The sequence below is a fragment of the Polaromonas sp. P1_F6 genome (assembly GCF_056405695.1).
Genome location: NZ_JBFUBQ010000003.1, coordinates 410567 through 430071 on the forward strand (window position 1 = coordinate 410567; position 19505 = coordinate 430071).

Consider the following 19505-nt stretch of genomic DNA (forward strand, 5'->3'; position numbering starts at 1 on the left):
CACTGCTGCCGCGTGGGTAGGACACCGGCGTGAGGGATTATTTACACCCGTTGCGGCAGGTCCTGTCAGGGCTGTGAGGAAAGTGCAAGGGGCGGGCCGGGGGTATGCGCTGATAATTGCGGCAAATAAAGCGGGGGCCCCATGGTATTTCTGGTTTGTCTGAGTTTCACTGTGTCGCTAATCGCTTCGATGCTGGTTATCCGCATGGCGCGTGAGCATGCCAGCCGATACGACGTGAGCAAACCGCAGCGGTTCCATGCGGGAAACATACCGCGCGTCGGCGGCATCGGGATACTGCTGGGCTTATTGGCTGGCTTGCTTGCCGGCGTGATAGCCGAAACGACCGCCAGCCGGGTAAATGTGCCCATGACCTGGCATACCGCCTTGCAATTGGTGGTGGTCCTGTTGCCAGCCGTGCTGGGCGGCGTTTATGAAGATCTCACGCAGCGGCTGACGGTGCGTTACCGCCTGTTGCTGACGGGGCTGTCCGCAGCGCTGGCGTGCAGCCTGTTCGGGCTGGCGTTACCGCGGCTCGGCGTGCCTGGAATCGACATGCTGCTGCTGTCTTTTCCCTGGGTCGGCGTTGCCTTGGCTTTTTTCGCGTTCTGCGGCTTGCCGCACGCGTTCAATATCATTGATGGCTACAACGGCCTGGCGGGTACCGTCGCGTCGCTCATCTGCCTGGCAATCGCCTATGTCGCGCTTCAGCTTGGTGACCGTCAGCTGGCTGCCATCGTTGTATGCCTGGCAGGTGCGACCATGGGTTTTCTCATGTGGAACTACCCCCGTGGCCTGATCTTTGCGGGGGATGGGGGCGCCTATCTCTGGGGTGTTGTGATCGCGCTCGCCTGCATATTGTTGGTGCAGCGCCACCAGATGGTTTCGCCGTGGTTTCCGATGCTGTTGATCATTTATCCGGTCTGGGAGACTGTTTTTTCGATCTACCGAAAGCTGGCGCGTGGCGGATCGCCCGGGGTGGCTGATGCGCTGCATTTCCATCAGCTGATCTACCGCCGCCTGGTGCGTGGCGTGTTCCACGATGACGAGTCGCGGCGCATGTTGATGCGCAACAACCGGACGTCACCTTATCTCTGGAGCTTTACCTTGCTGACTGTGGTGCCGGCAGTGCTGTTCTGGCGTGAGACCTCGATCCTCATGATGTTTTGCGCGCTGTTTGTGTTGACGTATGTCGGTTTTTATATCGCGATCATCCGTTTCAAGGTTCCGCGCTGGCTGCGTCGCTGAGGCCGGCACGCTGGCCGCAGCGATGCGGCACAATTCGGGCAATATTTCCCGGCAATACCTGCTCCCTGTGTTCCTGCTCCCTGTTTCATCCTGACAAGGCCCCGCGAATGACCACCAATACCGCCAACGACCCAGACCTCTCTCATGTAGGCCCGCGCGACAAGGCCGAGATCCTGGCCCAGGCGCTGCCTTACATCCGCAAGTTTCACGGCAAGACCATGGTCATCAAATATGGCGGCAACGCCATGACGGACCCGGCCCTGCAGGCTGATTTTGCGGAAGACGTGGTGCTGCTCAAGCTGGTGGGCATGAACCCGGTGGTGGTTCACGGCGGGGGCCCGCAAATCGAGGCGGCGCTGAACCGCCTGGGCAAAAAGGGGCATTTCATCCAGGGTATGCGCGTCACCGACGAAGAGACCATGGAAGTCGTGGAGTGGGTGCTGGCCGGCCAGGTGCAGCAGGACATCGTCGGCCTGATCAACCAGGCCGGTGGCAAGGCCGTGGGCCTGACGGGCCGCGATGGCGGATTGATCCGTGCGCAAAAGCTCAAGATGGTCGACAAGGATGACCCGACGAAGGAGCACGACATCGGCTTTGTGGGTGACATCGTCAGCATTGACCCGAGCGTGGTCAAGGCGCTGCAGGACGATGCCTTCATTCCGGTGATCAGCCCGATCGGGTTTGGCGAGGAAAACGAGAGCTACAACATCAATGCCGACGTGGTGGCGGGCAAGCTGGCCACCGTGCTGAAGGCCGAGAAACTGGTGCTGCTCACCAATACCCCCGGCGTACTGAACAAGGCCGGGGAGCTGCTGACTGACCTGAGCGCCCGCGAAATCGACGAGCTGTTTGCCGACGGAACGATTTCCGGCGGCATGCTGCCCAAAATCGAAGGCGCGCTGGACGCGGCCAAAAGCGGCGTGAATTCTGTCCACATCATCGACGGGCGGGTGCCGCATGCCATGCTGCTGGAAATCCTGACCGATCAGGCCTACGGGACCATGATCCGCTCGCACTGATCCAGGCGTTCCTGGCGGCCCAAGGCTGTCCGGATGGGCGGCGCCCTTATTTTGATGAAATTGGTCACCAAGGCATATGGGATGTGCGCAAGCAGCTATAAAAAATATAGCAAATATGGGCATTTCTTTTGCCGTCAGGGTGGCGACAGTGCCGGTCTGGCAGACTGGCAGCCGATACCGGGCCAAAAACAAGACCAAAAACCAAATCAGGCAGCGGCACCGGCTTTTTCCTGAATTGACACTCCTCAGGCGGGGTCAATTGGCATTGGCGACGAAACGGACAATTCGTTATGCGACTCCTGTTGGTTGAAGACGACGTGATGGTAGCCAGCGGCATCAAGCTGGGGCTCAGTGACGCCGGCTACGCCGTCGACTGGGTCGGCAGTGCCGAACGCGCGGAGGAAGTGTTACAGGGTGAGACCTTCGATGCGGCGATCATCGACATCGGGCTGCCGCGCATTGACGGGCTGGAACTGACGCGCCGCCTGCGCCGCGGCGGAATGGCCATGCCAGTGCTCATCCTGACGGCCCGCGACGCGCTGCAGGACCGTGTCCAGGGGCTGGACCTGGGGGCGGATGACTACATGGTCAAGCCGTTTGAGCTGCCCGAGTTGCTGGCGCGCCTGCGCGCACTGCTGCGCCGCTCCCAGGCCGCCACCAGCGCCACACTGAGTTTTGGAGCGCTGGAACTGGACACGGCCAACCGCGAGGCGCGCGCCAACGGCCAGCTGATAGAGCTCGGACCGCGCGAATGGACGGTGATGGAGTATTTGCTGATCCACGCGCCCAAGCCGGCCAGCAAAGACAAGCTGCTGCAGGCCATGACGGGGTGGGACAAGGAAATCACGCCCAATGCCATTGAGGTGTACATCTCGCGTTTGCGCGGCAAGCTGGAGCCGCACGGCATAGCCGTACGCTCCATTCGCGGCTTTGGCTACCGGCTGGAGCTGGTGGAAGTTTCCCCGGGGATGCCGTCCAGCGCTGGCGCTGAATAGGCAGCGCAGGCATGAACCCTTTCGGCCAGTCCTGGGCCGTCCGCCTGAAAAACCGCCTGCGTACGCTGGCTGCGCGCACGGGCGGCAACGCGTTCGTGCCTGCCGCCATGAAGTCCGGCCTGCAGCGCCGGCTGCTCCTGCTGCTGCTTTTCCCGCTGGGGACTTTTGCGCTGGTGAGTATTTATTTTGACTACCAGACGGCCGGCGATGTCGCCCTGCAAAAAGATCAGCAGCTGCTCCGGCTGATTCCCCTGCTGGCCGATTCGGTTGTGGCGCCGGGCGCCACCCCGGAAAGTGCGCCGGTGCTGCTGATGGCCCCCGCCGTGGATGATTTCCTCAAGGGCCGGCCTGGCTTTGCCGGCTTTCGCCTCGCCGATGCCGAAGGCGACTTTCTGGCCGGTGAGCCCTGGATTCCCGAGTTGCTGCCGGCCACGCACGAGCCCGAATTCCACAGCATCGAATACAACGGCGTGACCTACCGGATTGCCGCGCAGCGCATGAAGACTGCGGTGGGTGAGCTGATCGTCCAGCTGGCGGATGGATCCGACCCGCGCCAGCAATGGGTACGCTCCGTGCTGTTCAAGGTGCTGCTGCCGAACCTGATCCTGGTTGTGGCGGCAGGTTTTGCCGTCAACTGGGCAGTCACGCGGGCACTCAAGCCATTGATTGAGCTCAAGGACGCGGTGGAGCGCCGCAACCCGCGCGACTTGAGTGCCATCGACCCGATGGCTACGCCGGCCGAGGTGCAGCCGCTGGTGAGTGCCTTGAACCGCCTTTTTGGCCTGGTGAACGACCAGGCGGAGGGGCAGCGGCGGTTTGTGGCTGATGCCGCGCACCAACTGCGCACGCCTCTGGCCGGGCTGCAGGCCCAGGTCGAGGCCTGGGCGCAAGCGGCCAAGGTGGCCCAGGCAGCAGGCTCGGACGGGGCGGTGACCTTGTCGGCCGAAAAAATCATCAAGCTGCGCAATGCCACACGCCGGACGTCGCAGCTGGCCAACCAGCTGCTGGCGCTCTCGCGCGCCGACGCGTCAGCCGCCGGCGCCCAGCCTATGCAACGGGTAGACCTGAAAGACCTCTGCGAATCCATCCTGCCCCTGCATCTGGATGCCGCCATGCGCAAGGGCATTGACCTGGGGCTCGAAACCCAGCCTGCACAGGTCAGTGGTTACGAGTGGTTGCTGCGCGAGCTGCTGGGTAATCTGGTGGACAACGCCGTCAAATACACACCGCCCGGCGGCACGGTCACGATCCGCTGTGGCCCGACGGCTGGCTTCGAAGCGCCGGACACGCCAAAACAGCCGGGTCCTGGTGGCGCTGCCGCCGAACACCGGCGCTGGGGCGTCTTCCTGGAAGTCGAAGACGACGGCCCCGGCATAGCCCCGGACGAGCGCAGCATGGCGTTGCAGCGCTTTTACCGGGTGCAGGGGACGGCGGGCGAGGGCAATGGCCTGGGCCTGGCCATTGCCAGCGAAATCGCGCGGGTTCACCATTCGCAGCTGGAGCTGGACCACACCGGGACTGGCCCAGCCGGACCGTACGGATTACGGGTTCGATTGAGTTTGTAGCTCGCCCACCACAGTAAGCGCTTGCTGTTACGGAACAGAACGTTGCGCCTTCGCCTCATGGGCGAAAACCCGGGCATGGTGAGAGACGAACTGTCACTTGGCTGTGCGAGAATCAATTGCAACGATTCCCGGTTTTTTGAAACATTTCCTACTTCATCGCCTATGTCCGACTTAGCGTCTGAATCCGAACTGAGCCCGCACGCCACGCCAGCCGAGCCTGCGGTGCGCAAGCGCCCCAAACCGGGTGAGCGCCGGGTCCAGATTCTGCAGGCGCTGGCCACCATGCTGGAGCAGCCGGGCGCCGAGCGCATCACCACATCGGCCCTGGCAGCCAAGCTGGATGTGAGCGAAGCCGCCCTTTACCGCCATTTCGCCAGCAAGGCGCAGATGTTCGAAGGCCTGATCGAATTCATCGAGCAAAGCGTCTTCACACTGATCAATCAGATTGGTGAACGTGAACCCGACCATTCAGCCCGCACCCGCAAGCTGGTGGTCATGATCCTGCAGTTCGCCGAAAAGAACCCCGGCATGACGCGCGTCATGGTCGGTGATGCGTTGGTATTTGAAAATGACCGCCTGCAAGAGCGCATGAACCAGTTCTTCGACAAGCTCGAGTCCAGCCTCAAGCAAAGCCTGCGCGACGCCGCGGCCGCCAGCGGCGCGGCGACCCCCACGGTGGACGCCCAGGTGCGCGCCTCGGTCATCGTTGCCTTCATGGTCGGCCGCCTGCAGCGTTTTGCCCGCTCAGGCTTCAAGCGCCTGCCGTCCGAGCACCTCGAAGCCAGCCTCGCGACTATATTGGGCTAACCCCTATCGGACGCGCACTTCGTGTCGCGCCTTTTCCCCTTTCAGGGGACGGGCGCCTTGGCGCCGGCAAAGCCGGACCCCGGCCCCCACTGGAAAAGAACAGTCCTTAGCTGGCCTCCCCGGGGGCATGTCAGTTGGGGCCGCGGAACGGGCTTTGCCCGGCCGCAGGCGCCGTCCCCTGCAAGGGGAGGGGGCGCTACACGAAGTGAGCGCCAGCAGGGGTGAGCCAGTTCACCAATTCCAGAGGGTGCCGTCGTGCTGCAACCGGTTCACCGGCAGGTAGGCGCGCTGGTACGGGTATTTGGCGGCGAGCTTCTCGTCGATTTCCACGCCATGGCCCGGCGTTTCGCCGCAGTGCATAAAGCCTTTGTCAAAACGATAGCTGTGCGGAAACACCTCATCGGTCTGCTCGGTGTGGCGCATGTATTCCTGCACGCCGAAATTGGGCACCCATGTATCGAAGTGCAGCGCTGCGCCCATGCAGACCGGTGACAAATCGGTCGCGCCGTGGCAGCCCGTGTGTACCTGGTACATCGCCGCAAAGTCGGCAATGCGCCGCAGGTGGGTGATGCCGCCGGCATGCACCACCGTCGCGCGGATGTAGTCGATCAGCTGGTTCTGAATCAGGTCCTTGCAGTCCCAGATGGTGTTGAAAATCTCGCCCACGGCCAGCGGTGTGGTCGTGTGCTGGCGGATCAGGCGAAAAGCCTCCTGGTTTTCGGCCGGCGTCGCGTCTTCGATCCAGAACAGGTGATAGGGCTCCAGTGATTTTCCCAGCCGGCCCGCCTCGATCGGCGTCAGGCGGTGATGCACGTCGTGCAGCAAATGAATGTCCGGCCCGACGGCGGTACGCACTGCGTCGAACAACTTCGGGGTGTGCAGCAGGTATTTTTCGCTGCTCCAGTCGTGTTCGCTGGGCAGGTCAGCGTCAGCCGGTTCGTAAAACAGCGTGCCCTTGCCGACGCCATAAACCTTGTCCAGGCCCGGCACGCCGCTCTGCGCGCGTATGGCCTGATAGCCCATCTCCTTGTAGCGCAACACCTCTTCCACGGTCTGCGCAATGTCTTTCCCATTGGCATGCCCATAGACCATCACACCGGTGCGGCTCTTTCCGCCCAGCAGCTGGTACAGCGGCATGTTGGCGGCCTTGGCCTTGATGTCCCAGAGGGCGGTGTCGACTGCGGCGATCGCGCTCATGGTGACCGGGCCGCGCCGCCAGTAAGCGCCCTTGTACAGGTACTGCCAGATGTCCTCGATCTGGTGTGCATCGCGTCCGATCAGGCAGGGGATGACATGCTCGGTCAGGTAGCTCACGACAGACAGCTCGCGCCCGTTGAGCGTTGCGTCGCCGATGCCGGTCAGGCCTTCGTCGGTTTCTATTTTCAGGGTAACGAAATTGCGGCCGGGGCTGCAGACGATGACGCGGGCGTTGGTGATTTTCATGGTGTTCAGATGGGGTGGGAGTGAAGTTGGTCCAGGGCGGCCAGCACGCCGCGCTGGTTGATCTGGGCCAGCCAGTGGGTCATGCGGGCCAGCCAGTGCGCTTGCTGCGGCAGGGCCTCACCCCAGATGGCCGGCAGCGTACCCAGGGCTTGCACTGTCGCTGCAGCGTCACCGGAATGGGCAAGCGCGAGAGCTTTCAGCGTTTCGGCCATCGGGTCGTTTATGGCGTAGGGCTGCCCCTGCTCGTCGATGCCGCGCAGATAACGCATCCAGGCCGCTGCCGCAAAGGCCAGCCGTTCCACGGGCTGGTTCGCGGCCAGGGCATCAATCACCGAAGGTACCCAGCGATATGGAATCTTCTGCGAGCTGTCAGTGGCGATCTGGTGCACCCTGTGCTGCAACTCGGGGTTGGCAAAACGTGCCAGCAGCGCGTCGCGGTAGGCGGGCCAGTCCGGGCGGTTGAGCTGCGGGCCGATCTCCTGCGTCATCAGGCCGTGGATGAAGCGATGCACCGCCGGCTGGGCGATGCAGTCGCTGACGACGGGCCAGCCCGCTACCGCGCCCATGCAGGCCATGGCCGTGTGGCTGCCGTTGAGCATGCGCAATTTGGCTTCTTCAAACGGCGCCACGTCGTCCACCACCGTGACGCCAGCGGCCGCCAGCACTGCGCCATCCGCAGGATCGGCAAAGCGGCGTTCAATCACCCATTCCCAGAATGCTTCGGTGCCCAGTGCAGCCTGGTCGGTCACGCCGAGCGCCTGCCCGGCAGCCGCCAGGCGCTCGCCGGTTGCGGCCGGCACGATGCGGTCCACCATGCTGTTCGGGAAGGCGCAGGCGGTGCCGATCCATTGCGCCAGCGCCGGATTTTCCTTTTGTGCGGCATCGATGCACAAAGCCTGCAACTTGCGGCCGTTGTGTGCCAGGTTGTCGCAGGAAGCCAGCGTCAACCCGGGCAGGCCCGCCGCATGGCGCGCCGCCAGGCCCTGCATCAGCAGTCGGGCCAGTTCCGGGGCGTAGCCTTTTTCAGTGACCGTCAGCGTGACCCAGCGCGTGGATGGCGCGGCCAGTGCCTGCACCACCTGCGCCAGCTCGCGGGCGGCCACGCAGGTTTGCCAGATGGCGCCACCGACCTGCCACTGCACACCGGTGCTGCTGGCAACCTGCACGGCATACAGGCCATCTTGCGCGGCCATGGCGTCGGCCAGCTCAGTGCTGCGCATGGCGACACCCAGCACACCCCAGCGCGCGTCACCGCGCTGCAGCAGGGTATCGAATACCAGTGCCTGGTGCGCACGGTGGAAGGCGCCCAGGCCCAGGTGCACCACGCCCACAGTACCGCGGCGTGAGTAAGTGGGGACGCCGATGCCGCGCGTGGCGATTTCCGGCAAAGCGCGGGTGTTCAGCATCGCGCGCTCAGTCAAACTGCAGGCCGCCATTGAGGTCCAGCACCTCGCCGGTGATGAAGCCGCTCATCGGGTGGGCCAGGAACAGCACGCAGTGAGCGAACTCTTCGAGCTCGCAGAAACGGCCCACCGGTATCTTCTGGCGCAGCTCGGCTTGCCGCTCGGCACTGACCTGCTCGGTCAGCATCTGGGTCTTCACGAAGGTCGGGGCCAGCGCGTTGCAGGTCACACCAAACGCGGCATATTCGCGGGCAAAGCTGAAGGTCAGCGAGATCACGCCGCCCTTGCTGGCCGCATAGGCTGGCAGCGGCGACAGCCCCCCGGTTTTGGCACCGTAGGACGATACGTTCACGATGCGGCCGAAACCACGCGCCTTCATGCCTGGCGCCACGCGCTGGCTGACGTAGAAGACACCGTCGAGGTTGATGCGCAGGGTCTTGTGCCAGAGCTCCGGCGTGGTCTGTTCGCAGTTGGCGTATTGCAGGAAGCCGGCGTTGTTGACGCAGACGTCGATGCGGCCAAAATGCGTTTCAATGGCGTCGCAGGCGGCGTGCACCTGGGCCTGCTCGCTCACGTCCATGGTGAAGCAGGCCAAACGGTCACCATACGCGGCAAGCTCGGCGGCCACACGTTCGGTGCCGAGGTCGGTGGCCGCCACTTTGTAGCCGGCGGCCAGCAGGGCACGCACCGTGGCCAGGCCCATGCCGGCGTTGGCGCCAGTGACAAGCGCAACCTGGTCTTGAATCGGTGGAGTCATGGCTTTTTCGGTGAAATTGAGGATCATTTTGGCCGCTAGACCTTATAGGGACTGCGCGAGCAGCTACTGATTTGATAGCGTTCGGTGCTCAGCCCGGCACACTTACACCGACCTTCTGGCCGGCTGCGACGATTTCGCGCCAGGTTTCGCCGTCCATTTCAATGCCGCCCTGTTCGCGTTCAAGCCGCGCACGGCGTTCCGGTTCACCGGCAATCTGCACAGCGTCCACACCGTCGGCCGGCGGGCTTTTGCGCAGCCACTCGACGAATGCCAGCGCTTCCATTTCGAGGGCCGACTGGGTGCCCAGCTTGCCCGGGTCAATCAGGATCGTGAGCATGCTGTTGTAGACCGCACGCACGCTCACTGTGGGGTGGTGCCAGGTGCCGCCGCCGGTGAGCGCGCCGCCCAGCAGCTCGCATGCCACCGCCAGGCCGTAGCCCTTGTGCTCGCCGAATGGCATGAGCGCGCCAAAAAAACCGTTCGGCTGCGGCACCACCACCACGCCGGGGTTGGTGGTGGGCTGGCCGTGTTCGTCGATCAGCAGGCCCGGCTGGACGGATTTGCCCTGGTTGTGCGCCACGCGCATTTTTCCCTGGGCCACGCGGCTGGTGGCGAAGTCCAGCACAAAGGGCGGGCTGTCCTTGAGTGGTATGCCTATGCAGCAGGGGTTGGTGCCGTAGCGGCCATCCGCGCCGCCCCAGGGTGCCACCACGGGCCGCGTCATGACGTTGACGAAGTGCAGCGACACCAGTCCCTGGGCCACGGCCATCTCGGCGAAATGGCCGATGCGCCCCAGATGGTGCGACTCGGCCAGCGCCATGATGCAGCTGCCATGGGTTTTGGCACGTGCCATGCCGAGCGCCATCGCCTGCTCGCCGATCGCCTGACCGTAACCGCGCTGGCCGTTCAGGCTGAGCAGCGAGCCGGTATCGAGCAGGGTTTTGACCTGGGCGTTGGGCGTCAGGCCACCTTCGAGCACCGCATCGACGTAGCGCGGAAGCATGCCGATGCCGTGCGAGTCATGGCCGCTCAGGTTGGCCATCACCAGGTTGGCGGCGATTTTTTCCGCTTCAGCGGCCGTGCTGCCGGCTGCTATAAAAATAGTAGCTGCTTGCGCCCGTAGATATTGGGCTTGAAGCACTTTTTGCATGTGAAAAGCCTTTACATCACCGCGCCGACTTGCCAGGGCACAAATTCGTTTTGTCCGTAGCCGTGCTTTTCGCTCTTGCTCGGTTCACCCGATGCGGTGGCCAGCACCATCTCGAAAATGCGCTGTCCCATCTCCTGCACCGTCACGCCGCTGTCGATGATCTCGCCGCAATTGATGTCCATGTCCTCTTCCTGCCGCTGCCACAGTGCCGAATTGGTGGCGAGCTTGAGCGAAGGCGAGGGCGCGCAGCCGTAAGCCGAACCGCGGCCGGTGGTAAAGCAGATGATGTTGGCGCCGCCGGCCACCTGGCCCGTGGCGCTGACCGGGTCGTAGCCCGGCGTGTCCATGTAGACGAAGCCGTGGTCCTTCACGGGTTCGGCGTATTCATAGACAGCCTCCAGGTTGGAGGTGCCGCCCTTGGCCACCGCACCCAGCGACTTTTCCAGGATGGTCGTGAGGCCGCCGGCCTTGTTGCCGGGCGACGGGTTGTTGTTCATTTCGCCTTCGTTGATCTGGGTGTAGTGCTCCCACCACTTGATGCGCGAGATCAGCTTTTCGGCGATGTCGGGGCGCACGGCGCGCCGCGTGAGCAAATGCTCGGCGCCGTAAATCTCGGGGGTTTCGCTGAGGATGGCGGTGCCGCCATGGGCCACCAGCAAGTCCACCGCCGCGCCCAGCGCCGGGTTGGCGCTGATGCCCGAGTAACCGTCGGAGCCGCCGCACTGCAGGCCGATGGTGATGTGCGCGGCGCTGCAGGGTTCGCGCTTGACGGCATTGGCCTGCGGCAGCATCTCCTTGATCATGGCGATGCCCTTGGCCACCGTCTTGGCCGTGCCACCCGTGTCCTGGATGCTGAAGACGCGCAGGGTTTCACCTTCGCGCAGGCTGCCGTGGGCCAGCCAGGCATTGATCTGGTTGGACTCGCAGCCCAGGCCCACCACCAACACGCCCGCGAAGTTGGGGTGCGTGGCGTAGCCGGTCAGCGTACGCTGCAGGATCTGCAGGCCCAGGCCGTCGCTGTCCATGCCGCAGCCGGTGCCATGCGTCAACGCCACCACGCCGTCGACGTTGGGAAAATCTTTCAGCGCTGCAGGGTTGTTCTGCCGCGAGAAATGGTCGGAAATCGCCCGCGCGGCGGTGGCCGAGCAGTTGACGCTCGAGAGAATCCCGATGTAGTTGCGCGTGGCCACGCGTCCGTCAGGCCGCTTGATACCCATGAAAGTCGCCTCGCGCCTGGCCGGTGCCGGTTTCACATCGGCGCCGAATGCGTAGTCGCGCGTAAAGTCGCCCTTGTCGGGGCCCATGTTGAGGTTGTGCGTATGCACGTGCTCGCCGGGCGCGATGGGTTTGCTGGCAAAACCGATGATCTGGTTGTAGCGCCGCACGGGCTCGCCCACGGCCAGCGCGCGCGTGGCGATCTTGTGGCCGGCCGGGATCAGGCCGCGTACGGTGATGTTTTCGACCTCGGTGCCGCCCACCAGCTGGGCTCGGGCAATCAGGACATCATCGGCGGGGTGAAGGCGAATAAACGGGGTCATGGTCTGAGTTTCTGTGCTTTTATCGGGGGGCCATCGCGGAACCGGCTTCGCCGGGCCGCAGGTGGCGCCCCCTCGAGGGGGAGGCGCCGAAGGCGTCTCAGGGTGATTGTTTCACTTTCAATAAAACATCTTCGGCAACCAGAGTACCAATTTGGGGAAATAGGTGATGATGATCAGGCTGCCCAGCAGCGGGAACAGCCAGGGCAGGATGGCGATGGTGGTCCGTTCCACCGACAGCTTGGCCACGCGGGCCAGCACAAACAACACCATGCCCATGGGCGGATGCAGCAGGCCGATCATCAAATTGAGCACCATCACCAGCCCGAAGTGGATCGGGTCCACGCCCAGCTGCGTGGCAATCGGCACCAGGATAGGTACCAGGATCGTGATGGCTGCGGTCGGCTCCAGGAAGCAGCCTACAAACAGCATCAACAGGTTGGCCAGCAGCAGGAAGACCCAGGCTTCCTTGGTGAAGTCCAGCACCCATTTGGCGATGTCGGTGGTCACGCCGGTGGCAGTGAGCATCCAGCCGAAGATCGATGCCGCGGCCACAATGAACAGCACGGTGGAGGTGGTCTCGACCGTGTCAAGGCAGACCTTCACAAAGCTCTTGAAGGTCAGCGTGCGGTACCAGGCAAACCCGAGGATCAGCGCCCAGACGCAGGCGGCAATCGCGCCTTCCGTGGGGGTGAAGATGCCGGTGGTCATGCCGCCTATCAGCAGCACGGGCGTCATGATGGGCAACACGGCCTGGAAATTGAAGGCTTTGTCGGCCGCAAACAGCGCTACCAGTGCGACGGCCACGGTGATCTGCGGCGGAAAGTTCAGTTTGCCGATCAGCAGCCACAGCAGCAGCGGCCAGCCGATGACCACGGCGGTTTCCACCAGCGCCTTGTTCAGGCGGCTCCACGCGAAGGGGACATCGGCGCCCCAGTTGTTCTTGTGCGCGAAATAGGCCACTGTCAGCATCATCAGGATGGCCATCAGCAGGCCCGGGAGGATGCCCGCCAGAAACAGCGCACCGACGCTGACATTGGCCATCATGCCGTAGATCACAAAGGGCAGGCTGGGCGGAATGATGGGGCCCAGCGTGGCCGAGGCCGCCGTCACGCCCACGGCAAACTCGGTGCTGTAGCCGTGGTCCTTCATGGCCTTGATCTCGATGGTGCCGAGGCCGGCGGCATCGGCAATGGCGGTGCCGCTCATGCCGGCAAACACCACCGAGCCGACGACGTTGACGTGGCCCAGTCCGCCCTTCATCCAGCCGACCAGCGCCAGCGCGTAGTTGTAGATGCGGTTGGTGATGCCGGCGTTGTTCATCAGGTTGCCGGCCAGGATGAAGAACGGCACGGCCAGCAGCGGAAAACTGTCGATGCCGCTGACCATGCGGTGAACCACCACAAAGGGCGGCGAGCTGTTGGTGAACAGGATGTAGACCAGCGACGCCCCGGCCATGGCCATGGCCACCGGCAGGCCGCCGCTCATCAGGAAGAGAAAAATAACCTTCAACATTCAGCGGTCCTCCATCGTGGATTCAGGGCGTTCCAGCACGCTGTAGCCGCGCTGCAGGTGAATGCGCATGACCCAGACCGAGCGCACGGCCATGGCCGCAAACCCCACCAGGCAGACGCCGTACACCAGGTTCATCGGCAGGTCGATGATGGTCATCTTGTAGTTGCCCATCTTGTCCATCATTTGCCAGGTCAGCACGACCATGGCGCCCAGGAAGGCGATGCGCAGCACGTCGGTCAACAGGGCCATGCCCCGGGCCAGCCACGCGGGCATGAAGCGATAGAAGAAGTCGACCTGGATGTGGTTGTTCTTGGCCACGCCAATGGCGGCGCCGACGAAGACGGTGGCGATCAGCAGGTAGCGTGCGATTTCTTCCGTCCAGGCGGCGGAATCGTTCATTACATAACGCGTGAAGAACTGGTAGAAAACCGTCAGGCCCAACGCCCAGAAGAAAAACAGCGCCGCCCAGGCTTCAACGGGCGTGCCGGACAGGTCAACTGCTTCATCCGTGGCGTGGAATTCGCCGTCGTCGCCCATGACCTTGGGCAAGGCGTCAATGTCGGGAATGGAAGTCATGATGGTGGGGTAGTGGGTAATGAGGCCCTTCCCTCCGATGGAGGAAAGGGCGGGAAGCCTTGGCCGGATGGGCAAGACTTACTTGATGGCCTGGATGCGGTCCCAATCCTTCTTGTCGTAGCCCATTGACGCCATGTCCACGGCCTTGACGATGTGATCGCGGAACTCGTCCTTGTTGACCGTGATCAGGTTGATGCCTTTTTTCTTGAACTCGTCCACCAGCTCGCCTTCCCGCTTCTGGATGTCGGCCGTGGCTTTGGCGGCCGCTTCCTGCATCACATCCGTGAAGACTTTCTTGTCGGCATCGCTGAGCTTGGTCCAGACGTGAGGGCCGATCTGCGTGACCAGCGAATCGAGGATGTGGCCGGTCAGGATGATGTTCTTCTGGACCTCATAGAACTTCTTGGCTTCGATGGTGGGCAGCGGGTTCTCCTGTGCATCGACCGTGCCGTTTTGCAGCGCCAGGTAAACCTCGGCAAAAGCGATCGGCGTCGGGTTGGCGCCGCAGGCGCGAGGCAGGGCCATGTAGGCCGGCACGTCGGGCACCCGCATTTTCAGGCCCTTCATCTCTTCGCAGGTCTTGAAGGGTTTGTTGCTGGTGGAGTGGCGCGCGCCGTAGTAGGTGACCGCGACAGTTTGCACGCCGGTCTTCTGTTTGTAGCCTTCGGTCAGTTCCTTGAAGACATCGCTCTTCGCGTATTTCAGCAGGTGCTCCGGGTCGCGGAAGGTGTAGGGGTAGTAGGCCACGCCGATGCGCGGAAAGCTCCGGGCCGCAAACGATGCGCCCGAGATGATGATGTCGACGGTGCCCAGCTGCAGGCCCTGGTTGATGTCGCTTTCCTTGCCCAGCGTGGAAGCCGGGAACACCTGAATCTCGTAGCGGCCGCTGGTGCGCTTCTTGATTTCGTCAGCCGCCCAGACCGACCACTTGTGGTAGGCCTCGGAAGTCTCGTAGACGTGCGCCCATTTCAGCTTGGTCTGCGCCGATGCGATGCCGGAAAATCCCATAGTGCCCGCCAGTAAAGCGCAGGCAGCTATTGTTTTGATAGCGAATCTCTTTTTGTTGAATGCGTTCATGTTGTCTCCTCGAAGGGTGGTTGCTGGCAGAAAGGAAATCGACGATGCGCGCCAGCGCGCACCGTCGTGAAGCCTGGGGTCTAAGAGCCTGTTCAATGTCTAAACGAGGCCTCGTTTAGACATTGAACAGGCTCATTGCTCAGTTCTTCAGGTTGAGCTTGGTCACGAGTTGTTTGAAGTTGTCGTTGTCGCGCACCATTTGCGCCTTGAAGGCAGGGCCGTCGGCATAGGCGTAGCCAAGGTTCAGTTTGTCCATCACTTCGCGCATGATGGGCTCTTCGGCCGCCTTTTTGCTGAAGGTCCGAATGGTTTCCACGACTTCAGGCGGTGTGCCTTTGGCCACGCCCAGGCCGCGCCAGGTGCCGATGGACAGGTCGATGTTGCGTTCCTTGAGGGTGGGCACGCTCTCAAAACCCTTGACGCGCTGGTCGGCCATCACACCCAAAATCTTCAGCTTGCCGGCCGCCACATGCACGGCAACCTCAGCCGGGCTCACGCCTACTGCGTCCACATGACCGCCCAGCAGGGCCAGCACGGCGGGGCCTGCGCCCTGGTAGGGGATGTGGTTGAATCTGGCGCCGGTTTTTTCTTCCAGCGACGCGGCCGCCAGGTGCCAGATCGAGCCGTTGCCGGCGTTGCCGACCTTCACGTCGCTGCCGGTCTTTTTGGCGGCGGCGAGGAACTCTTCAATCGTGTTGTAGGGTGAGTCCGCTTTCACGGTGATGGCAGCCGGGTCGGCATTCAGGCGGGCAATGGGGATGAAGTCGTCCTGCGTGATCCTGGTGATGCCCATGTGCGGCAGGATGGTCACCTCCACAAACAGCATGGCAATCTTGTAGCCGTCGGGCCTGGCATTGACCACATCGGCCAGGCCGATAGCGCCGCTGGCGCCGGGTTTGTTGTAGACCACCAGCGATTGCGTGGTGTATTTCTTGGCGGCTTCGGCATAGGCGCGCGCCAGCGAGTCGGTGCCGCCGCCAGGCTGGAAGGCCACCATCACTTCGATGGGCTTGTTCGGGTAGGTCTGCGCCCAGGCGTTGCCGCAGAGGCTGGTGAGCGCCATAAGGGCTGTTGCCAGCAATTTGCGCGGTGTCAGAAACTTCATGCTTGTCTCGCTTTCGCTTTTTGTTGGAAGGGAAATCAGGAGTGAGGTGAGCGCTGAAAGAAATCGTGACGGGTCATTTCTTTTGTACCTCCTGGCTTTTGGTCCGACTCCAGCTCACGCTGAAACGCTTGTGCGACTGGTCCATGTGCGCATGCATGGCCGCACGCGCGGCATCGGCGTCTCGGTTGCGCACCGCATCAAAAATGGCCTGGTGCTCGGCAATCGCCGAGCGCCACGATTCAACGGTTTCAAAATGCCCGCCCAACCGCTCGAACAACGGGCCGCGACGCGAGTCCCAGAAGCGCTGTATGGTTTCAATCAGCACTACGTTGCCGCAGGACTCGACAACGGCGGTATGAAAAGCGCGGTCGCCTTCCAGCGGCAGCACGCCGCGGTCGGCGTCAAACTGCATGCTGGCGATGGCCTTGTCCATCGCGTCTATGTGTTTGCGCTTGGCCTGGGTGGCGGCCATGGCGGCGACTTCGCCTTCCACCACGCGGCGGGCGCGTATCAATTCCAGGGGTCCCCATTCGTCGGGCGATATCTGCTCGGCCCGGCCACTTCCATTGCCGTCGTGGCTGGCGGGCTTGCTTCGGTCCAGAACATAGACACCCGAGCCGGTGCGTACTTCGACCCAGCCTTCAACCTCCATCGCGATCAGCGCTTCGCGCACCGAGGGCCGGCTCACGCCCAGCTGTCGCGCCAGGTCGCGCTCGGCGGGCAGCCGTGCGCCCACGGCCCATTCGCCGGCCGAGATCAGCGTGCGCAGCTGCTCGGCGATCTGGCGGTAGAGGCGCTGCGGTTCGACGGTTTGCAGGGGCATGGAGGGAAAAGGGTGAAAGGTGGGGCTTTAAGGGTTAGCCAGAATTGGACAAGTGGTAAGACCAATTGATAATCCCATGAAACCCCCGGGACAACATCCGGCAAAACCCTGTAGGAGTGAAGATGAGACTTGAAGGAAAAAAAGCGCTGGTGACCGCAGCCGGCCAGGGAATCGGCCATGCCACCGCACTGGCGCTGGCGGCCGAAGGCGCGCAGGTCTGGGCCACCGACCTGAAACCCGAGCTGCTGGAAAGCTACAAAGGGGCGGCCAACATCACGGCGCTGCCCCTGGACGTGCTGGACAAGGCGGCGATCCAGAAACTGGTAGGCGGCCTGCCGCCCATGGACATTCTTTTTAACTGCGCCGGTTTTGTCCACGGGGGCACAGCCCTGCAGGCCACCGATGCCGATCTTGAGTTCGCCTTCAACCTCAACGTGCGCGCCCAGTTCTGGATGATCCAGGCCGTGCTGCCCGGCATGCAGGCCAAAAAGGGCGGCAGCATTGTCAACATGGCCAGCGTCTGCAGCAGCATCAAAGGCCTGCCCAACCGATTTGTGTATGGCACCACCAAGGCGGCAGTGATTGGCCTCACCAAAAGCGTCGCGGCCGACTTTGTGGGTGACGGCGTGCGTTGCAATGCGATTTGCCCTGGTACGGTAGACACGCCTTCGCTACAGGACCGTATCAATGCCAACGAAGATCCCGTGGCGGCCCGCAAGGCCTTCATCGCACGCCAGCCGCTCGGGCGCCTGGCGCAGGCGCATGAGATTGCCCCGCTGGTGGTCTTTCTGGCCAGCGACGAGGCTGCTTTTGTGACCGGCCAGGCCTACAACGTGGACGGTGGCATCACCATATGAACCAGCTGGACCTGAAGGGGCGCCATGCGGTCATCACCGGTGGTGCGGTCGGCTTGGGTTTTGCGGTGGCTCAGCGCGTGCTGGCGTCGGGCGGCACGGTGACGCTTTGGGACATCAACCCCGAGGCACTGGCCACGGCCAGGGGCGCGCTGGGCGCCGGGGTGCATACGGTAGCCGTCGATGTGGCCAGCCATGCCAGCGTGGTGGAGGCGGTCAAACAAACTGTGGCCCACAACCCTGCTATTGACGCGCTTGTCAACTCGGCCGGCATCACCGGTCCCAACGTCAAGCTGTGGGACTACCCACCCGAGCAATGGATGCAGGTGCAGCAGGTCAACCTCAACGGCCTGTTCTTCTGCTGCCGTGAAATCGTGCCGCACATGCGTGCACGCAACTATGGCCGCATCGTCAATGTTGCCTCGGTGGCCGGCAAAGACGGCAACCCGAATGCCAGCGCCTACAGCGCGAGCAAGGCCGCGGTGATCGCCCTGACAAAATCCCTGGGCAAGGAACTCGCCGATACAGGTGTGCGCGTCAACTGCATCACACCGGCCGCGGTGAAAACGCCGATTTTTGAGCAAATGACGCCCGAGTTCATACAGTTCATGCTTTCTAAAATCCCCATGGGCCGCTTCGGCACGCCCGATGAGGTAGCCGCCATGGTCGGCTGGCTGTGCACCGAAGATTGCTCGTTCTCAACCGGCGCCGTTTTCGATCTCTCGGGCGGCCGCTCCACTTATTAATCTTTCATCCGATTTATCAAAAGGAAAAACCATGAAACTCGTTCGCTATGGCAACCCCGGCAAGGAAAAGCCCGGCCTTATTGATGCCAACGGCAAGCTGCGCGATCTGAGCGCTGTCATCAAGGACATCGGCCCGGATCAGCTTGGCGATGCTGCGATTGCCAAACTGCGCAAGCTCAAAGCCGACAAGCTGCCGCTGGTCAAAGGCTCGCCGCGTTATGGCAGCCCCGTCACCGGCGTGCCCAAGTTCATCGCCATCGGCCTGAACTACGCCGACCACGCGGCCGAATCGGGCTTGCCGATTCCCGCCGAGCCGGTCGTGTTCATGAAAGCCACCAGCTGCATCCAGGGCCCGAACGACCCCATCATGCTGCCCAAAGGCTCGGTCAAGACCGACTGGGAGGTCGAGCTCGGCGTGATCATCGGCAAGACGGCCCGCTACGTGTCGCAAAAGGAAGCGCTGGACTACGTGGCCGGCTACTGCACCATCAACGACGTGAGCGAGCGCGAATTCCAGATTGAGCGCGGCGGCACCTGGGACAAGGGCAAAGGTTGCGACACCTTCGGCCCGCTCGGCCCCTGGCTGGTCACGCGCGACGAAGTACCCAACCCGCAAAAGCTGGGCCTGTGGCTCGAGGTGAACGGCAAGCGCGTGCAAAAGGGCAACACCAAGACCATGATCTTCAGCGTCGCCAAAATCGTCAGCTACGTCAGCCAGTTCATGACGCTGGAGCCCGGCGACGTCATCACCACCGGCACACCGCCCGGCGTGGGCCTGGGCATGAAGCCGCCTGTGTACCTGAAGAAGGGCGACAAAATCTCCCTGGGCATCGAAGGCCTGGGCGAGCAGCATCAAACCGTTGTGCCCTACAAGAAGTAGCCCCCACGCT

At 62.9% G+C, this 19505-nt stretch carries 19 protein-coding genes; 9 read left to right on the plus strand and 10 right to left on the minus strand.

What is annotated here, in order from left to right; all coding sequences use genetic code 11:
- Window positions 1–141 precede the first annotated feature (141 nt).
- The 6 genes from AC1DY9_RS11560 (at window position 142) to slmA (ending at window position 5631) form a co-directional block, all read left to right on the plus strand.
- On the plus strand, window positions 142–1245 hold the full coding sequence (locus tag AC1DY9_RS11560) for an MraY family glycosyltransferase (protein WP_457281196.1): 1104 nt from the start codon (window positions 142–144) through the stop codon (window positions 1243–1245).
- 107 nt (window positions 1246–1352) lie between these two features.
- Window positions 1353–2264, plus strand: a complete 912-nt coding sequence (gene argB / locus AC1DY9_RS11565; protein WP_457281195.1) for an acetylglutamate kinase — start codon at window positions 1353–1355, stop codon at window positions 2262–2264.
- 54 nt (window positions 2265–2318) lie between these two features.
- The gene (locus AC1DY9_RS11570; RefSeq protein WP_477666575.1) at window positions 2319–2498 is read left to right on the plus strand and encodes a hypothetical protein; all 180 of its coding nucleotides are present in this window, start codon (window positions 2319–2321) and stop codon (window positions 2496–2498) included.
- A 56-nt stretch (window positions 2499–2554) separates the two neighbouring features.
- Window positions 2555–3259 carry a response regulator gene (locus AC1DY9_RS11575; protein ID WP_457281194.1) on the plus strand — a complete coding sequence of 235 codons (705 nt, stop codon included), beginning with the start codon at window positions 2555–2557 and terminating at the stop codon, window positions 3257–3259.
- A 107-nt stretch (window positions 3260–3366) separates the two neighbouring features.
- Window positions 3367–4824, plus strand: a complete 1458-nt coding sequence (locus AC1DY9_RS11580) for a sensor histidine kinase (RefSeq protein ID WP_457281646.1) — start codon at window positions 3367–3369, stop codon at window positions 4822–4824.
- Between the two features lie 162 nt (window positions 4825–4986).
- Window positions 4987–5631, plus strand: coding sequence for a nucleoid occlusion factor SlmA (gene slmA / locus AC1DY9_RS11585; protein ID WP_477666576.1), 645 nt, complete (start codon window positions 4987–4989; stop codon window positions 5629–5631).
- Window positions 5632–5862: 231 nt separating this feature from the next.
- Here the strand turns inward: slmA and manD are convergent, their stop codons facing one another.
- The 10 genes from manD to AC1DY9_RS11635 form a co-directional block, all read right to left on the minus strand.
- On the minus strand, window positions 5863–7074 hold the full coding sequence (gene manD / locus AC1DY9_RS11590; protein WP_477666577.1) for a D-mannonate dehydratase ManD: 1212 nt from the start codon (window positions 7072–7074) through the stop codon (window positions 5863–5865).
- Window positions 7075–7079: 5 nt separating this feature from the next.
- Window positions 7080–8480 carry a mannitol dehydrogenase family protein gene (locus AC1DY9_RS11595; RefSeq protein WP_477666578.1) on the minus strand — a complete coding sequence of 467 codons (1401 nt, stop codon included), beginning with the start codon at window positions 8478–8480 and terminating at the stop codon, window positions 7080–7082.
- A 7-nt stretch (window positions 8481–8487) separates the two neighbouring features.
- The gene (locus tag AC1DY9_RS11600) at window positions 8488–9234 is read right to left on the minus strand and encodes an SDR family NAD(P)-dependent oxidoreductase (RefSeq protein ID WP_457281190.1); all 747 of its coding nucleotides are present in this window, start codon (window positions 9232–9234) and stop codon (window positions 8488–8490) included.
- Between the two features lie 88 nt (window positions 9235–9322).
- Window positions 9323–10384 (minus strand): malate/lactate/ureidoglycolate dehydrogenase, encoded by a 1062-nt coding sequence (locus AC1DY9_RS11605; RefSeq protein WP_457281189.1) that lies wholly within the window; start codon window positions 10382–10384, stop codon window positions 9323–9325.
- A gap of 11 nt (window positions 10385–10395) precedes the next feature.
- Window positions 10396–11922 carry a UxaA family hydrolase gene (locus tag AC1DY9_RS11610; RefSeq protein WP_477666579.1) on the minus strand — a complete coding sequence of 509 codons (1527 nt, stop codon included), beginning with the start codon at window positions 11920–11922 and terminating at the stop codon, window positions 10396–10398.
- 117 nt (window positions 11923–12039) lie between these two features.
- On the minus strand, window positions 12040–13434 hold the full coding sequence (locus AC1DY9_RS11615; protein ID WP_457281187.1) for a TRAP transporter large permease: 1395 nt from the start codon (window positions 13432–13434) through the stop codon (window positions 12040–12042).
- Window positions 13435–14010, minus strand: coding sequence for a TRAP transporter small permease (locus tag AC1DY9_RS11620; protein WP_477666580.1), 576 nt, complete (start codon window positions 14008–14010; stop codon window positions 13435–13437). It abuts the gene before it with no gap.
- A 78-nt stretch (window positions 14011–14088) separates the two neighbouring features.
- Window positions 14089–15087 carry a sialic acid TRAP transporter substrate-binding protein SiaP gene (locus tag AC1DY9_RS11625; RefSeq protein ID WP_477666581.1) on the minus strand — a complete coding sequence of 333 codons (999 nt, stop codon included), beginning with the start codon at window positions 15085–15087 and terminating at the stop codon, window positions 14089–14091.
- A 139-nt stretch (window positions 15088–15226) separates the two neighbouring features.
- Complete coding sequence (locus AC1DY9_RS11630) at window positions 15227–16192, minus strand: Bug family tripartite tricarboxylate transporter substrate binding protein (protein WP_477666582.1); 966 nt, start codon at window positions 16190–16192, stop codon at window positions 15227–15229.
- Window positions 16193–16265: 73 nt separating this feature from the next.
- Window positions 16266–17015, minus strand: coding sequence for a FadR/GntR family transcriptional regulator (locus AC1DY9_RS11635; RefSeq protein ID WP_457281183.1), 750 nt, complete (start codon window positions 17013–17015; stop codon window positions 16266–16268).
- Between the two features lie 122 nt (window positions 17016–17137).
- Here AC1DY9_RS11635 and AC1DY9_RS11640 point away from each other — a divergent pair, with 122 nt between their 5' ends.
- The 3 genes from AC1DY9_RS11640 to AC1DY9_RS11650 are packed head-to-tail and all read left to right on the plus strand — an operon-like array spanning window position 17138 to window position 19495.
- Window positions 17138–17872, plus strand: a complete 735-nt coding sequence (locus AC1DY9_RS11640; protein ID WP_457281182.1) for an SDR family oxidoreductase — start codon at window positions 17138–17140, stop codon at window positions 17870–17872.
- Window positions 17869–18615 (plus strand): SDR family NAD(P)-dependent oxidoreductase, encoded by a 747-nt coding sequence (locus AC1DY9_RS11645; protein ID WP_477666583.1) that lies wholly within the window; start codon window positions 17869–17871, stop codon window positions 18613–18615. Before AC1DY9_RS11640 ends, AC1DY9_RS11645 begins: the two co-directional genes overlap by 4 nt.
- A 31-nt stretch (window positions 18616–18646) precedes the next feature.
- Window positions 18647–19495, plus strand: a complete 849-nt coding sequence (locus tag AC1DY9_RS11650) for a fumarylacetoacetate hydrolase family protein (protein ID WP_457281180.1) — start codon at window positions 18647–18649, stop codon at window positions 19493–19495.
- Window positions 19496–19505: the final 10 nt, after the last annotated feature.

Coding starts and splice junctions, on each gene's coding strand:
- AC1DY9_RS11630 (WP_477666582.1), bottom strand. CDS start 16,192: ATGAAGTTTCTGACACCGCGCAAATTGCTGGCAACAGCCCTTATGGCG.
- AC1DY9_RS11580 (WP_457281646.1), top strand. CDS start 3,367: ATGAAGTCCGGCCTGCAGCGCCGGCTGCTCCTGCTGCTGCTTTTCCCG.
- AC1DY9_RS11600 (WP_457281190.1), bottom strand. CDS start 9,234: ATGACTCCACCGATTCAAGACCAGGTTGCGCTTGTCACTGGCGCCAAC.
- AC1DY9_RS11635 (WP_457281183.1), bottom strand. CDS start 17,015: ATGCCCCTGCAAACCGTCGAACCGCAGCGCCTCTACCGCCAGATCGCC.
- AC1DY9_RS11610 (WP_477666579.1), bottom strand. CDS start 11,922: ATGACCCCGTTTATTCGCCTTCACCCCGCCGATGATGTCCTGATTGCC.
- AC1DY9_RS11625 (WP_477666581.1), bottom strand. CDS start 15,087: ATGAACGCATTCAACAAAAAGAGATTCGCTATCAAAACAATAGCTGCC.
- AC1DY9_RS11645 (WP_477666583.1), top strand. CDS start 17,869: ATGAACCAGCTGGACCTGAAGGGGCGCCATGCGGTCATCACCGGTGGT.
- AC1DY9_RS11650 (WP_457281180.1), top strand. CDS start 18,647: ATGAAACTCGTTCGCTATGGCAACCCCGGCAAGGAAAAGCCCGGCCTT.
- AC1DY9_RS11620 (WP_477666580.1), bottom strand. CDS start 14,010: ATGACTTCCATTCCCGACATTGACGCCTTGCCCAAGGTCATGGGCGAC.
- argB (WP_457281195.1), top strand. CDS start 1,353: ATGACCACCAATACCGCCAACGACCCAGACCTCTCTCATGTAGGCCCG.
- AC1DY9_RS11615 (WP_457281187.1), bottom strand. CDS start 13,434: ATGTTGAAGGTTATTTTTCTCTTCCTGATGAGCGGCGGCCTGCCGGTG.
- slmA (WP_477666576.1), top strand. CDS start 4,987: ATGTCCGACTTAGCGTCTGAATCCGAACTGAGCCCGCACGCCACGCCA.
- AC1DY9_RS11560 (WP_457281196.1), top strand. CDS start 142: ATGGTATTTCTGGTTTGTCTGAGTTTCACTGTGTCGCTAATCGCTTCG.
- AC1DY9_RS11640 (WP_457281182.1), top strand. CDS start 17,138: ATGAGACTTGAAGGAAAAAAAGCGCTGGTGACCGCAGCCGGCCAGGGA.
- manD (WP_477666577.1), bottom strand. CDS start 7,074: ATGAAAATCACCAACGCCCGCGTCATCGTCTGCAGCCCCGGCCGCAAT.
- AC1DY9_RS11605 (WP_457281189.1), bottom strand. CDS start 10,384: ATGCAAAAAGTGCTTCAAGCCCAATATCTACGGGCGCAAGCAGCTACT.
- AC1DY9_RS11595 (WP_477666578.1), bottom strand. CDS start 8,480: ATGCTGAACACCCGCGCTTTGCCGGAAATCGCCACGCGCGGCATCGGC.
- AC1DY9_RS11575 (WP_457281194.1), top strand. CDS start 2,555: ATGCGACTCCTGTTGGTTGAAGACGACGTGATGGTAGCCAGCGGCATC.
- AC1DY9_RS11570 (WP_477666575.1), top strand. CDS start 2,319: ATGAAATTGGTCACCAAGGCATATGGGATGTGCGCAAGCAGCTATAAA.